The 12,885-nt window shown below is 74.0% G+C and carries 12 protein-coding genes and 1 tRNA gene; 8 read left to right on the top strand and 5 right to left on the bottom strand.

All coding sequences use genetic code 11. The features are described from left to right. Window positions 1-81: 81 nt before the first annotated feature. The 7 genes from ACFC09_RS04745 (at window position 82) to ACFC09_RS04715 (ending at window position 6,789) form a co-directional block, all read left to right on the top strand. Window positions 82-1,128: a phosphatase PAP2 family protein gene (locus ACFC09_RS04745; RefSeq protein WP_376523955.1), complete on the top strand. Its 1,047-nt coding sequence runs from the start codon at window positions 82-84 to the stop codon at window positions 1,126-1,128. Next, window positions 1,082-2,359 (top strand): hypothetical protein, encoded by a 1,278-nt coding sequence (locus ACFC09_RS04740; RefSeq protein WP_376524117.1) that lies wholly within the window; start codon window positions 1,082-1,084, stop codon window positions 2,357-2,359. Before ACFC09_RS04745 ends, ACFC09_RS04740 begins: the two co-directional genes overlap by 47 nt. Next, complete coding sequence (locus ACFC09_RS04735) at window positions 2,350-3,945, top strand: hypothetical protein (protein ID WP_376523953.1); 1,596 nt, start codon at window positions 2,350-2,352, stop codon at window positions 3,943-3,945. Before ACFC09_RS04740 ends, ACFC09_RS04735 begins: the two co-directional genes overlap by 10 nt. Continuing rightward, entirely contained in the window at window positions 3,942-5,279 is a 1,338-nt protein-coding gene (locus ACFC09_RS04730) for an AAA domain-containing protein (RefSeq protein WP_376523952.1), read from the top strand. The genes ACFC09_RS04735 and ACFC09_RS04730 overlap by 4 nt, the downstream gene beginning before the upstream one ends. 319 nt (window positions 5,280-5,598) lie before the next feature. Further along, window positions 5,599-5,970, top strand: coding sequence for a hypothetical protein (locus tag ACFC09_RS04725; protein ID WP_376523950.1), 372 nt, complete (start codon window positions 5,599-5,601; stop codon window positions 5,968-5,970). Window positions 5,971-6,122: 152 nt separating this feature from the next. Then, window positions 6,123-6,725, top strand: coding sequence for a bifunctional DNA primase/polymerase (locus ACFC09_RS04720; protein WP_376523949.1), 603 nt, complete (start codon window positions 6,123-6,125; stop codon window positions 6,723-6,725). Beyond that, a tRNA-Lys gene (locus tag ACFC09_RS04715) sits at window positions 6,716-6,789 on the top strand. The genes ACFC09_RS04720 and ACFC09_RS04715 overlap by 10 nt, the downstream gene beginning before the upstream one ends. Before the next feature lie 99 nt (window positions 6,790-6,888). Here ACFC09_RS04715 and ACFC09_RS04710 read toward each other — a convergent pair. Further along, window positions 6,889-8,100 (bottom strand): M6 family metalloprotease domain-containing protein, encoded by a 1,212-nt coding sequence (locus ACFC09_RS04710; RefSeq protein ID WP_376524115.1) that lies wholly within the window; start codon window positions 8,098-8,100, stop codon window positions 6,889-6,891. A 349-nt stretch (window positions 8,101-8,449) separates the two neighbouring features. Between ACFC09_RS04710 and ACFC09_RS04705 the strand changes: the two genes are divergently transcribed. Beyond that, window positions 8,450-10,291 (top strand): putative bifunctional diguanylate cyclase/phosphodiesterase, encoded by a 1,842-nt coding sequence (locus tag ACFC09_RS04705; RefSeq protein WP_376523947.1) that lies wholly within the window; start codon window positions 8,450-8,452, stop codon window positions 10,289-10,291. Here ACFC09_RS04705 and ACFC09_RS04700 read toward each other — a convergent pair. From ACFC09_RS04700 to ACFC09_RS04685, 4 genes are all read right to left on the bottom strand, one after another. After that, window positions 10,270-11,358 carry an LLM class flavin-dependent oxidoreductase gene (locus ACFC09_RS04700; protein WP_376523945.1) on the bottom strand — a complete coding sequence of 363 codons (1,089 nt, stop codon included), beginning with the start codon at window positions 11,356-11,358 and terminating at the stop codon, window positions 10,270-10,272. The genes ACFC09_RS04705 and ACFC09_RS04700 overlap by 22 nt on opposite strands. 237 nt (window positions 11,359-11,595) lie before the next feature. Beyond that, entirely contained in the window at window positions 11,596-12,327 is a 732-nt protein-coding gene (locus tag ACFC09_RS04695) for a decarboxylase (RefSeq protein WP_376523944.1), read from the bottom strand. Continuing rightward, window positions 12,324-12,512, bottom strand: coding sequence for a hypothetical protein (locus tag ACFC09_RS04690; RefSeq protein ID WP_376523942.1), 189 nt, complete (start codon window positions 12,510-12,512; stop codon window positions 12,324-12,326). The genes ACFC09_RS04695 and ACFC09_RS04690 overlap by 4 nt, the downstream gene beginning before the upstream one ends. A 57-nt stretch (window positions 12,513-12,569) precedes the next feature. Further along, window positions 12,570-12,791 (bottom strand): hypothetical protein, encoded by a 222-nt coding sequence (locus ACFC09_RS04685; RefSeq protein ID WP_376523940.1) that lies wholly within the window; start codon window positions 12,789-12,791, stop codon window positions 12,570-12,572. Window positions 12,792-12,885: the final 94 nt, after the last annotated feature.

Genomic DNA, 12,885 nt, shown 5'->3' with positions numbered 1-12,885 from the left:
CGCACGGGGCGTACCGCGTACACCGTAAAGTGGCACGGTCGGCCCGCAGGGCGCCGCGTGGAGAAGGGGGAGGGCAGTCGGATGCCGCAGACCGAGACACCGGGCACCGGGGTGTCCCCGCGGATCCGGTTGCGGTGGTGGACCGAGCTGCCGCTCATCGTCCTGGTGTACGGCTGCTATTCGGCCGGGCGGCTGCTGGCCCGGGGGGACGTCTCGACCGCCGTCGACCACGGCCTGGCGATCCTGCGCCTGGAGAAGATCCTGCGCATCAACGCCGAACATCCGCTCAACCGGCTGTTCACGCGCGAGGCGTGGATCGGGGTGCCCGCCGACTTCTGGTACGCCTCCCTGCACTATCTGGTCACCCCGGCGATACTGATCTGGATATTCCGGTTCCGCAGCGCCCACTACCGTGCGGTCCGCACCTGGCTGATGACGTCCACGTTCATCGGCCTGATCGGCTTCACGCTGCTGCCCACCTGCCCGCCCCGGCTGCTGGCACCCGACGAGGGCTTCGTCGACACGATGGCCCAGTACAGCTCGTACGGCTGGTGGGGCGGCGAGGCCAGTGCCCCGCGCGGCCTTGGCGGGATGACCAACCAGTACGCGGCCATGCCGAGTCTGCACGTGGGCTGGGCGCTGTGGTGCGGGGTGATGCTGTGGCGCTACGGCGGTACGCGGCTGACCAAGGTCCTCGGGGTGGCCTACCCGCTGCTGACCGCCACCGTGGTCATGGGCACCGCCAACCACTACCTGCTGGACGCGGTCGCGGGCGTGGCCGTGATGGGCGTCGGACTGCTGATCACGCCGTACGTGGCGCGGGCCGCCGCCGCGGTGCGGGCCCGTCTCGCGCCGCCCGCGGTGCGGGTCCTGGAGTCGGTGCGGGCCCGTACCGCCCCCTCCGCCGCAGCCGTCGCGGACGGCTCCGGCGGTGCAACAGCCTCGATTGTCGGTGGCGGATGCCAGACTTCGACGGGTGAACGAATTCCACAGCAGCGCGCGGAACGGTTCGGGTCCGGAGCCGAACCGCACCCCGCCCCCGGGGAGCCGAGGGACACGGGAGAAAGACCACCGGACTGGGATCTCCCCCGCCCCGGCGAGGTCGAGAGTCTGGGGAAGGCTCGCTGAGCTGCGCGGCCCCGGCGTGCCGCCCAAGGCACTGGACGCGCGCGCCCTCGCGGCGCTCGCCGCGAACCCGGGATGCCGCAGGCGGGCCGTCCTGGACGGCGCCGGGGTGGACAAGGCGGCGCTGGCGGGCGCGCTGGGCGCACCGCCCGTCTTCGGGCAGTCGCAGTTCGCCCTCACCCGGGGCAACGCCTTCGAGGCACGGGTGAAGGCGGGCGACGGCGCCGAACTGCTGCGACTCGTGCACGCCACGCTGGACCCGGCCGCCGAACCCCCGCGGGAGGCCGCCGTCCCCGACCTGTCCGCGATCGGCCCCGAGGGGCGCACGGCCCGTACGGCGCTGGCGCTGCGCGAGGCCGCGGCCGTCCGGGGCGGCTGGACGCTGCTCGACCATCCGATGCTGGCGCTCGACGTCGCGGGCTCCGCCACGTTCCTGGAGCCGGACGCGGTGGTCGTGCACCCGGACGGCAGTTGGTCCGTGGTGGAGATCAAGTCCTTCCCGATGCTGGACGGTTCGGCGGACCCGGCGAAGGTGGGCGCCGCCGCCCGGCAGGCCGCGGTGTACGTGCTGGCCCTGGAGGAGGTCGCGGCCCGCCTCGACCCCGCCCCGCGCGTGCGCCACCGGGTGCTCCTGGTCTGCCCCAGGGACTTCTCCAACCTCCCCACCGCCTCGGCCGTGGACGTCCGCAGGCAGCGCGCCGTCACCGCCCGCCAGCTGGCCCGGCTCACCCGGATCCAGGACATCGCCGACGCCCTGCCCGAGGGCACCTGCTTCGCGCCCGACCTGCCCGCCGCCGAGCTGACGACCGCGGTCGAGGCGGTCCCGGCGGCCTACGCGCCCGAGTGCCTGGCCGTCTGCGAACTCGCCTTCCACTGCCGTGCGCGCTCGCGCGCGGCGGGCGCGGTCACCGCGCTCGGCCGCCCGCTGCGCGCCGAGTTGGGCGGGCTGACCACGGTCGAGGAGGTGCTGTCGGCGGCCCGCGGGGCGAGCGGCGACCCGGCCGATCCGGCGGTCGCCGCGCTGCGCAGGGCGGCGACCCTGCGCGCGGAGGCCCTGCACGCGGAGGCCCTGCACGACACGGCACCGGGCGGCGAGACACCGGGCGGGGCGGCAGCGGACGGAGAGACACCGGGCGGAAAGGCGGCGGACGGACAGGCGGCGGACGGACAGGCACCGGGTGGAAAGGCGCTCCCCGGGGCGCGGGACGGCCAGGAGGTGGCCCCTTGTCGCTGATCACCGCCCTCGGCCGGCTGGAGGCGGTCAGCTCCGGCCGGGCCCGCCCCGCCGCCACCGTCCGGCACCGGCACCTGTCCGACCGGCCCCTGGTGTTCGTACCGCTGACCACCGCGGGTGAGGCCGGCGCCCCGCTCGGCGCGCTGGTCGGCACCGACCGGGACGCGCCCCGGCTGCTGGTCGTGGAGCAGCCGCGCGACCGTGACCTGCGGTTCGCGTTCCTCGCCGACCTCGCCGACGTCGTCCTGCCCCACCTCGACGCGTACACCGACCACGTGGAGGCCGCCGAGCGCACCGAGACCGACCCGGAGACCGGCAAACGGGTCAAGGTCGACGCGGAGCTGTGCGCGGACGCGCCCCAGCTGATCGTGCCGAGCCGCGCGGGCGTCGACTTCGTACGGCTGCTGGGCCGTTCCATGCGCTTTCGCCGCACGGCCGAGCAGGACCCGCAGGCGCCGTATCCGGCGCCGCCGCGGGTGCCGCTGCTCGGGCGGTGGCTGACGCACTTCGCCGAACGGGCCCGGGTGCCCGGCTCGTCGCTGCTGCTCGCGCTGACCGACGTGCTGGCCCGGCACTGGACGACCGGCCAGTCGAGCCTGGAGGACCAGCACCTGGGCACGCTGCTGGCCTGGATCGACCCGCCCGCCGGGGAGTCCGGCGCCGCGGCGGCCGAACGGGTCGAGCGGGCCCGCGACGCCGCAGGCCAGTTGCTGTTCCCGCCCGCGGGCCCGGCCACCGACCCGGCCTTCGACAACAGGCTGCTCGCCCCCGCCATCGAGCGCCACCACCGTGCCCGCACCGCGCTGGCGGCGGCCGAGGACGGCCTGGAGGCCGACGACCGGCTCGGTCCGCTCACCGCCGCCGAGCGGGAGATCCACGCCCTGGTCGACAGCCGCACCCGGCCCACCTGGGACGCCGTGTGGCGCGGGCTCGACCTGCTGCGGGCGCTGCCCGACGGCGCGCACGTCGAGGAGCGGTGGCTGCGCGACCGCTGGTCGTTCACCGGCCACCGCGACCGGGTGCGGGCCGGCGAGCCCCCGCAGCCGCGCCGCGACGACGCGGTCACCGCGGCGAACAAACTGGCCACGCGCGAACGCGAACAGGCCCGGCTGGAGGCGCAGGAGGCGCTCGACGACCCGCTGGTGATGGCGGGCCGGCGGCTGGCCGGGGAGGCGTTCGCGGGCGAGGTCGTCGAGGTCGTCCCGGCGTACAGCGAGGGAAAGCGGCCCAGTCCGCGCCCCCTGGTCACCGTCCGCACGGACGACCGGCCGCACCTCGGGGAGCGGGCGAAGGCGTACCGCTCGCTGGCCGGCCGCCCGCAGTCGGCCGAGTTCGTCGGGTACGCGGGCGAGGGCGACGGGCTGGTCGTGCTGCGGATCCTGGACAAGATGGGCCGCGGCAAGGAGCCGGAGGCCGGGTCGGTGCCCGAGAAGGGCGACCGGCTCTGCTTCACGCTGTTCGAGCACGACCAGCGCGGCGGCGCGAAGCTGCCCGACCCGGAGCGGACCCCCTGGACACACGGCGGGCCGCCGGGCGAGGCCGCCGCGGAGGCCGCCGATCCCGTCACCGAGGAGGACGTACTGTGACGGACGGGACCTTCGACCCGGGCGCCGCCGCCGCCCGCGCCACCACGGCGATCCTGCACGACACCCTGCACGGCGCGCACCGGGGCGTGGTGGTCGACTCCCCGCCCGGCGCGGGCAAGTCCACCCTGGTGGTCCGGGCGGCGCTCGAACTGGCCGACGCGGGGCGCCCGCTGATGGTGGTCGCCCAGACCAACGCCCAGGTCGACGACCTGGTCCTGCGCCTCGCCGAGAAGAACCCCGAGTTGCCGGTGGGCCGCCTGCACAGCAGCGACGCCGACCCGTACGACAAGGCGCTGGACGATCTGCCGGCCGTGCGCACGTCGGCGAAGGCGGCGGACCTGGCCGGCCTCCCGGTGGTGCTGTCCACGGCCGCCAAGTGGGCGCACGTCACGGTGGACGAGCCCTGGCGGCACGCGATCGTCGACGAGGCGTACCAGATGCGGTCGGACGCGCTGCTGTCGGTGGCCGGGCTGTTCGAGCAGGCGCTGTTCGTGGGCGACCCGGGCCAGCTCGACCCGTTCGCGATCGTGGGCAGCGAGCAGTGGGCGGGTCTGTCGTACGACCCCTCGGCCTCCGCCGTGACGACGCTGCTCGCGCACAACCCGGAGCTGCCGCAGCACCGGCTGCCGGTGTCCTGGCGGCTGCCGGCCTCGGCCGCGCCCCTGGTCTCGGACGCCTTCTACCCGTACACGCCGTTCCGCAGCGGCACCGGCCACGGCGATCGCGAGCTGGTCTTCGCCGTGCCGTCCGACGGTTCGGGACCCGACCGGGTGATCGACGAGGCGGCGGCCTCGGGCTGGGGCCTGCTGGAACTGCCCGCGCGGCACACCCCGCGCACGGATCCGGAGGCGGTGCGGGCGGTGGCGGCGGTGGTCCGCCGGCTGCTGGACCGCGGCGGCGCCGCCACCTCGGAGCGCGGCAGCGGGCCCACACCGCTGACCGCGGACCGGATCGCCGTCGGCACGGCGCACCGGGACCAGGCGGCGGCGGTGCGGGCGGCGCTGGCCGCTCTGGGCGTGGCGGACGTCACGGTCGACACGGCGAACCGGTTGCAGGGCCGCGAGTACGACGTGACGGTGGTCCTGCACCCGCTGTCCGGCCGCCCCGACGCCACCGCCTTCCACCTGGAGACGGGCCGCCTGTGCGTGCTCGCCTCCCGGCACCGCCACGCCTGCGTCGTGGTGTGCCGCGCGGGGGTCGCCGAGCTGCTCGACGACTACCCGTCGACGGACCCGGTCCAGCTCGGGACGCTGGTCAAGTTCCCGGACGGCTGGGAGGCGAACCACGCCGTCCTCGCCCACCTGGCGGAACACCGGGTGACCTGGCGGCCGTGACCGGACACCGGCACCAGGCCGACGAGCACCACACCCGTCGCCACCGCATCGCCGGACGGAGTCCGGCACGCCGCCGTGCCGGGCCGCGGCCGGGCACCGAATTCGGCGGAGCCGCGGCCGGACTCCGGATTTCGGCGGAGCCGCGGCCGGACTCCGGATTTCGGCGGGGGCACGGCCGGACACCGCGTCGGCCGCGCCCTGCCGGGCCCCGGTCACCCGATCACCCGCCGTCCGCGAGGAGGTCTTGCGGGCACGCGGGAGAATGGTGGGTGGCGCAGCCTGAGGGGCGGCCACCCGAACCGTACGAGGAGGACGAGACATGGCGGAGCCCACGCCGCGTCGGAACGAACCGCGGCTACGCCCCGCGCCCCTGCTCTTCGAGCCCGTGGCGGCGGTCGCCGATCCCGAGCACTTCTTCGACCTGGAGTCGATGGACGATCCCCGGGCCCTGCTGGCGCGGGCGACCGAGCTGGCCCAGGCGTTCCGCGCCGCTGCCGACCGGGCCGTCGAGTTCCAGGCCGTCGCCGCGGCCCAGCTGGCGGACCCGCGCCGCTTCGACCGGCTGACGCCCGCGGACATCGCGGAGCGGGCGGAGTGGACCGAGGACTACGCGAAGAAGATGGTGGAGTTCGGCCGGGACCTGATGCGCGGGGTCGACGCCGAGGACCGCGGCACCGCCGATCCGGTGTGAGGCCCGGGGCCCGTGTCGCCATCGGGACCCGTGCCGCGCCATCCGCCCAGGGCATATGCCAAGCGGGCAAGATACTCCCTCTTACACCCCCGCGTCCCGAATTTCCGCAACTCAGCGCGATCGGAATTTCACCGGCGGTAGACCTATGGGTCATGAGCAGCACACGGAAGGTCACCGCTGACGGCGCCGCCTGGCTCGTCTCCGCAGGAACGTATCCGCGGAGCACGCTCGCCCTGTGGGAGGAACGGCCGGACGCCCCGCTCGTCCTGCCCTGCGGCACCGTCTTCGACGTGGTCAGCGCGCCGGCGGTGTTCGGGCGCCGGATGCTGGACCGGCTGTGGGCCGAGGGCCCGGGTTCGGGACCGGTCGCGGTGTTCCGCGGCCGGGTGCTGTTGTTCACCGCCCCGGGCACGGCCCAGCGCCTGCCCTCGTTGCTGGCCTGGGAGGAGTGGGGCTGCGGGGGCCGCACCTGCGGTGTGCCGCCGCTGCTGTGCCACGGCACGGGGGACGCGGTGACCGTACCGGCGCTGCGGACCCCGGACGGCGAGCGGTCCGCCGTCCCGGACGCCGAGCGGTCCCCCGCCCGGGACGACTCGCGCTGGCTGGTCGCCCCCGACAGCCGTCACCCGTGGCTGCCCGGACCCGAGGTCGCGCTCTGGGCGGCGGTGCGGGCGGCCCGGGAAACCGTGCGGATATCGATTTTTCCTCCCGCCGAGCAGGGTGCTAAGGTCTACGACGTCAGCAGGCGCCGCTAGCTCAGTTGGTTAGAGCAGCTGACTCTTAATCAGCGGGTCCGGGGTTCGAGTCCCTGGCGGCGCACAGTGATGACGGTGAAGGGTTCACGCCAAAGGCGTGAACCCTTCAGTATGTCTGTCGTCCGGCGTTTCTACTGTCCGACGTTTCCGTTGCCCGGCACGCTCAGCCCCCGAGCTTCGGTGTGATCTTCAGCGTCCAGGCGCCGGACGCCGTCCTGGCCTCCGCCTCCACCTTCACGCCGTCCCCCGGCACCGTGAAGCTCTCGCCCAGCGCGACCGGGGCGTCGGCGAGCGGCGGGTAGACCGAGCCCTCCCAGCAGCCCTCGGTGCGCGGATGGGCGTCCACCACCTCGACCGGACCGTCCCCGGACGCCGCCGCGCTGTGCACCCGGTACACCAGCACACCCTGGTGACAGATCCCGTGGTCCGGCCCGGCCGGGCCGCGCGCCTCGAAGGCCAGCGCGCTGTCCGGCCCGGTGCGCACGACGGCCAGTTTCACGCCGCCGCCCAGCCCGAACGCCGGGGATCCCGCCGCCGCGCCGGCCGGTGCCTCCCCGGCGCCCAGCGGCTCCAAGGTCAGCCGGGTCGGCGCGGTGCCCTGTACGCACCGCACCTGGCGGGGTTCGAGCCAGCCGAGTTTCCACTTGTGCCAGGCGAACAGGTCGGGCGCCAACCCGAACTGACTGCCCATCAGGTCCCAGTCGCCCACATAGGTGTCCCAGTCGCCCCGCTGGTCCGCCGGGCGGTGGTAGAGGTCCGGCAGGTCGAAGAGGTGCCCGGTCTCGTGCGCGAGAACCAGCCGGTCCGGTGGATGCCGCTCGAAGACCGTGACGACCCGACGGATCTCCTTGCCGTCCACCCGCACCGGGGCGTCCAGATTGACCACCTTCGTCGCGTCGGAGTCCACGCCGGGCGCGTCCGGGTCGGCCACGAAGTAGACGACGTCGTAGCGCGAGAAGTCGACCTCCCGGTCGGCCACCGCGAACGCGTCACGCAGATAGGCGGAGCGCTGCGCGGCGTTCCAGTCACGCTTTATGGCGTACGACGCCGACGCCTGCGGCATGCGGATCCAGTGGTCCAGCGGATGCGGACGCAGCGTGAACCGGCCATAGGAGACCTGCTCGAAGAAGCGGCTGGTGCCGGGGAAGTGGTCGGCGGCCAGTTGGGCGGGTGTGCTGCGCGGGGCGGAGTCCGGGAAGGAGAGGAACACCATCACGGCGTCGAGCGGGCGGGTCGGGCGGGGGTAGGCGGGGTTCCAGGTGTCCACCCCCTCGGAGTGGTGGGCGTCGGTCCGCCGCAGGGCACAGGGCGCCGTGGAGAACGGCTCGGCCACCGACGGGACGGTGAGGATCGACGTCGCGGCGAGCGCCGACATCGTGGTGAACACGGCGGCGGCACTGCGCAGATGGGGCGGCAAAGGGGCACCTCCGGGTGCGGTAGCACGGGACACCGCACCCAGCTTGGGACACTTTGCCGCATAACGCCCTGTTTGTCTGCACCAGAAGGGTGACCACCCCTGAACGACCGACACCCCGAATCACTCACGGAACGTCACAAGCGGTCGGGGGCCCGCAGAACCCGTCCAGGCACGGGCAGAAACGATCTGTCAGAACGGTGGGTCGATCAGGGACACTGGAAGGTGGCTGCAAGGCCCTCGGGCCAGCCTCTATGATCGGCACACTTTCCTGCACGGACAGAGATCGAGTGCACGGCGGGAGCGAGCGGTGAGCGGAACGTCCGAAGGGCCGACGCCCGCGGCAGACCTCGACCGGTCCGCCGTCACAGAGAGTGACAAGAGTACGCCTCCCGGTGCCCGGCCGCGGGCCGGGGCGCCACCCCACACCTACCGTTCCGTCTTCACGGCGGCTCCGTTGGCCATGGCCGTCGTCGACCGGGGCGGCCTGGTGGTCAGCGCCAACGACGCCCTCGGCGAACTGCTCGGCACCGACGCCGCGGCACTGACCGGCCGGGTCGCGGCCGACCTGGTCGACCTGGCCTCCGACGCCCGCGCCTGGCACGCCTACCGCGAGGTGCTGCGCGGGCGGCAGGCGCGGCTGCGCTGCACCCGGCGGGTGAAGCAGCCCGACGGCCGCTCGGTGTGGGTGCAGGTCACCATCTCCCCGCTCACCGGACCCGAGGAGGGCATCCTGCTCTCCGTCGCCGACATCAGCGCCCGCCGTGAACTCCAGGCCCGGCTGCGGCACTTGCAGATGCACGACCCGGTGACCCGGCTGCCCAACCGCACGCTGTTCTTCGAGCGGCTGACGGCGGCGCTGGAGACGGACGCCTACGAACAGGGCGGAACCGGCCGGATCGGCCTGTGCTACCTGGACCTGGACGGCTTCCAGGCGGTCAACGACACCCTCGGCCACCGGGTCGGCGACCGGCTGCTGGCCGCCGTGGCGGAGCGGCTGTCCCGGGTCGCGGACGAGGCCGGCTCCGGACGGGCGGGCACCCCCCTGGTGGCACGGCTCGGCGGCGACGAATTCGCCCTGCTCGTCGAGGACTCGACCGGCACCGACCAGTTGGCCGAGTTGGCCGAGGCCACGCTGACCGCGCTGCGGGACCCCTTCGACCTGATGGGCCGGCGGCTGTCGCTGACGGCCTCCATCGGAGTCGTCGAGCGGCACGCGGCCGGCACGACCGCCACCGGTCTGATGCAGGCCGCCGACACCACCCTGTACTGGGCGAAGGCCGACGGTAAGGGCCGCTGGACGCTGTTCGACCCGGAGCGCAACGCGCACCGCATGACCCGGCAGGCCCTCTCCTCCGCGCTGCGCCCCGCCATCGACCGCGGTGAATTCATCCTGGACTACCAGCCGTTGGTCGGTATGGAGGACGGCCGGCTGCGCGGGGTGGAGGCCCTGGTCCGCTGGCACCACCCGCAGTTCGGCACGTTGACGCCGAATCGGTTCATCGCGCTGGCCGAGGAGGACGGTTCGATCGTGCCGCTCGGCCGCTGGGCGCTGGTCACCGCCTGCCGCCAGGCACGCCGCTGGCAACTGGACCAGCCGGGCGGACCGCCGATCTTCGTGAGCGTCAACGTGGCGGTCCGCCAGATCTGGGACTCCGACCTGGTGGCCGACGTGGCGGACGCCCTCGCCCGGACGGAGCTGGCCCCGCACCTGTTGCAGCTGGAGCTGACCGAGTCGGCGGTGATGGGCTCGGCGGGCCGCCCGCTGGAGGCCCTCCAGGCACTGAGCGACATGGGCGTACGCATCGCCATCGACGACTTCGGCACCGGCTACTCCAACCTCGCCTACCTGAGCCGGCTGCCGGTGTCGGTCCTCAAACTGGACGGTTCGTTCGTGCGCGGCTTCCAGTACGACGACCCCGGCGACCAGCCGAATCCGGCCGACGAGGTCGTCGTCGAGGCGATGATCCAGCTGGCCCACCGGCTCGGCCTCACGGTCACCGCCGAATGCGTGGAGACCTCCGCCCAGGCGAACCGGTTGCGCCACATCGGCTGCGACACCGGCCAGGGCTGGCTCTACTCCCGGCCGGTGTCACCGGACCGCATCTCCGAACTGCTGGCGACGCAGTCCTACGCGGTGGGCAATCCGTAGGCGTCCGCGATCAGTTCGTAGGAGCGCAGCCGCAGGTCGCCGTGGTGGGCGTGGGAGGTGATCATCAGCTCGTCGGCGCCGGTGCGCTTGTGCAGCGCGTCGAGGCCGGCCCGCACCTCCTCGGCGCTGCCGTGCACGACGTTGCTGCTCCAGGAGCGGATGAAGTCCTCCTCGAACGGGCTGAACTCGTGCCGCTCGGCCTCCTCCGGGTCGGGGAACAGACCGGGCCGGCCGGTGCGCAGCCGGACCATGTTCAGTCCCATCGCCCGGGTCTGCCGGCGTGCCTCCCGTTCGTCGTCGGTGGCGAGGGCGCCGACCCCGATGAGGGCGTAGGGCTCGTCGAGCACCTCGGACGGGCGGAAGTTCTCCCGGTACAGGTCGAGGGCCGGGACGGTGTTCTGCGCGGAGAAGTGGTGGGCGAAGGCGAAGGGCAGGCCGAGCATGGCGGCGAGCCGGGCGCTGAAGCCGGAGGAGCCGAGCAGCCAGACCGGCGGCCGGTGCGGGGACTGGACGCCGCCGGGCGTGCTGCCCTGCACCGGGCCGGGAATGGCGTGGATGCGACTGTAGGGGTGGCCGTCCGGGAAGTCGTCGTCCAGGAACCGGGTCAGCTCGGCGAGTTGCTGCGGGAAGTCGTCGGCGCCTTCGTTGAGCGTGTCGGAGCGGCGCAGCGCGGCGGCGGTGGCGCCGTCGGTGCCCGGTGCCCGCCCGAGGCCGAGGTCGATCCGCCCCGGTGCCAGCGCCTCCAGCGTGCCGAACTGCTCGGCGATCACCAGGGGCGCGTGGTTGGGCAGCATCACACCGCCCGAGCCGAGCCGGATCCGCTCGGTGTGGGCGGCGAGGTGGGCGAGGATCACCGCCGGCGAGGAGGAGGCGACACCGGGCATCGAGTGGTGCTCGGCGACCCAGTACCGGTGGAAGCCGCGCGCCTCCGTGAACCGGGACAGCCCGACGCTGGTACGCAGCGCGTCGGTGGCGGTGCTCCCCGCCCCCACGGTCACCAGGTCCAGTACGGAGAGGGGGACGGGTGCGGTCCCGTGGGCCGTCCCCCGGATCTCGTCTGCCGCCACGGTGCTGCCTCCTGTGTTTCGCCGTGCGCTGCGCGGCTGTGCGCAGTGTTCCGGTGGGCAACAGGAGGGTGACTCCGGTTTATTCCCGGGGGGTGCTTCGGGGGTGGCGCGGGTTCTGCGCGGACCGGCGGACAGGACGCCGGAAGGGCAGGGGGAATGAGCAGGCGGGATGGACAGGAGGGATCCACAGGGAGGATCGACAGGGGGACGCTGTGGCGCGGGGTGCGGCCTGGGGGCTCAGACCTGGATGATCGGTTCCCGGGTGAACAGGGAACCCAGCATCGGGGCGTTCACCCTGCGGTCCGTCAGGCGCAGTGCCTCCCACACCGTGACCTGGTTGGCGGTGAGGACCGGCTTGCCCAGTTCCTTCTCCAGCGCGGGCAGGTGTGCCACCGTGTGCAGGGCCGTGTTCGGCAGCAGCAGCGCCTCCCCGTCGGCCCGGTCCGCCTGCCGGGCCAGTTCGAACAGCTCGCGCTCGCCCCAGTCGCCGACCGCCGCGGCCGTACCGGTCCCGGACGACCGCACTCCGGTCACCGTGACGCCCGCGGCCCGCAGGAAGTCCACGAACAGCCCGGCCACCTCGTCCGGGTAGGCCGCGCCGACCGCCACCCGGCCCACCCCGATCTCCCGCACCGCGTGCACGAAGCCGAAGGACGCCGAGGAGGCCGGCATGCCCGCGGCCATGGCCAGGGCGCGGATCTGCTCCTGGGCGCCCTCCCAGCCGTACTCGAAGCTGCCGCTGGTGCACGCCCACACGATCGCCTCGGCGCCCGCGAGCCGCAGTTCCTCGACGCCCGCCGCCAGCCGCTGCGGCGCGCCCAGGCGGCCCAGCGGATCCGCCCGGTCGGTGTCCTCGCACGGGCCGGTGTGGACCAGGTCCACACGGATGTCGCTGCCCAGGAGCTGTTCGATGCGCGGATAGTCGTCCTCTGCGGAGTGCCCCGGGTAGAGGAATCCGAGTGCGGTCATGTCCAGCCCTCCTGCGGTTCTTCCAGCGGTTCTTCCAGCGGTTCTTCCAGCGGTTCTTCCAGCGGTACGGACCGCCCGTACGCCGCCTCGCCCCACCGCCCCGTGGGCGTGGCGGATTCCCGGCGCTGCGCGCCCGGTACGGCCCCACCGTTGTCGGGTACCCAGCCGGGTGCGGCACCGCCCACACCGTTACCTGCTTGGCCGACAGCGCGGGACCCGTCTCTCCGCGTCCGGACGGCGGATCACCGCCGGATCACCGCCGGGCCGCGACGACCGTCCGGCCGGAAGAGGGCCGGGGCAGCGCCGGTGGAGGGCAGGGGCAGGGCCGGGGCAGCGCCGGTGGCGAGGGAGGCGGTCATGGTGGCCACCGGTCCGCGGACCGGGGCACCGGGAGCGCAACGGCGTCCGGTCGCCGCCGTGTTGACGAGGGCGGGTTCCGGTGCGAGCGTGGTCAATCCGTGCATGTCAGACCGTGTTCCATGCCGTTCCTGCTGTCCTGCCTCGCCCGTCCTGTCTCCCGCCCGTCCTGTCTTCCGCCCGTCCTGTCTTCCGCCCGTC

Source organism: Streptomyces sp. NPDC056161, from assembly GCF_042268025.1.
Lineage (GTDB): Bacteria > Actinomycetota > Actinomycetes > Streptomycetales > Streptomycetaceae > Streptomyces.
Note: the sequence above shows the minus strand (reverse complement) of the source record. Positions and strands in the feature narration are given on the sequence as shown.

Excerpts from the sequence above, each read along its gene's own strand:
- ACFC09_RS04745 (WP_376523955.1), top strand. The coding sequence starts at position 82 with ATGCCGCAGACCGAGACACCGGGCACCGGGGTGTCCCCGCGGATCCGG.
- ACFC09_RS04725 (WP_376523950.1), top strand. The coding sequence starts at position 5,599 with ATGGCGGAGCCCACGCCGCGTCGGAACGAACCGCGGCTACGCCCCGCG.
- ACFC09_RS04720 (WP_376523949.1), top strand. The coding sequence starts at position 6,123 with ATGAGCAGCACACGGAAGGTCACCGCTGACGGCGCCGCCTGGCTCGTC.
- ACFC09_RS04710 (WP_376524115.1), bottom strand. The coding sequence starts at position 8,100 with ATGTCGGCGCTCGCCGCGACGTCGATCCTCACCGTCCCGTCGGTGGCC.
- ACFC09_RS04695 (WP_376523944.1), bottom strand. The coding sequence starts at position 12,327 with ATGACCGCACTCGGATTCCTCTACCCGGGGCACTCCGCAGAGGACGAC.
- ACFC09_RS04685 (WP_376523940.1), bottom strand. The coding sequence starts at position 12,791 with ATGCACGGATTGACCACGCTCGCACCGGAACCCGCCCTCGTCAACACG.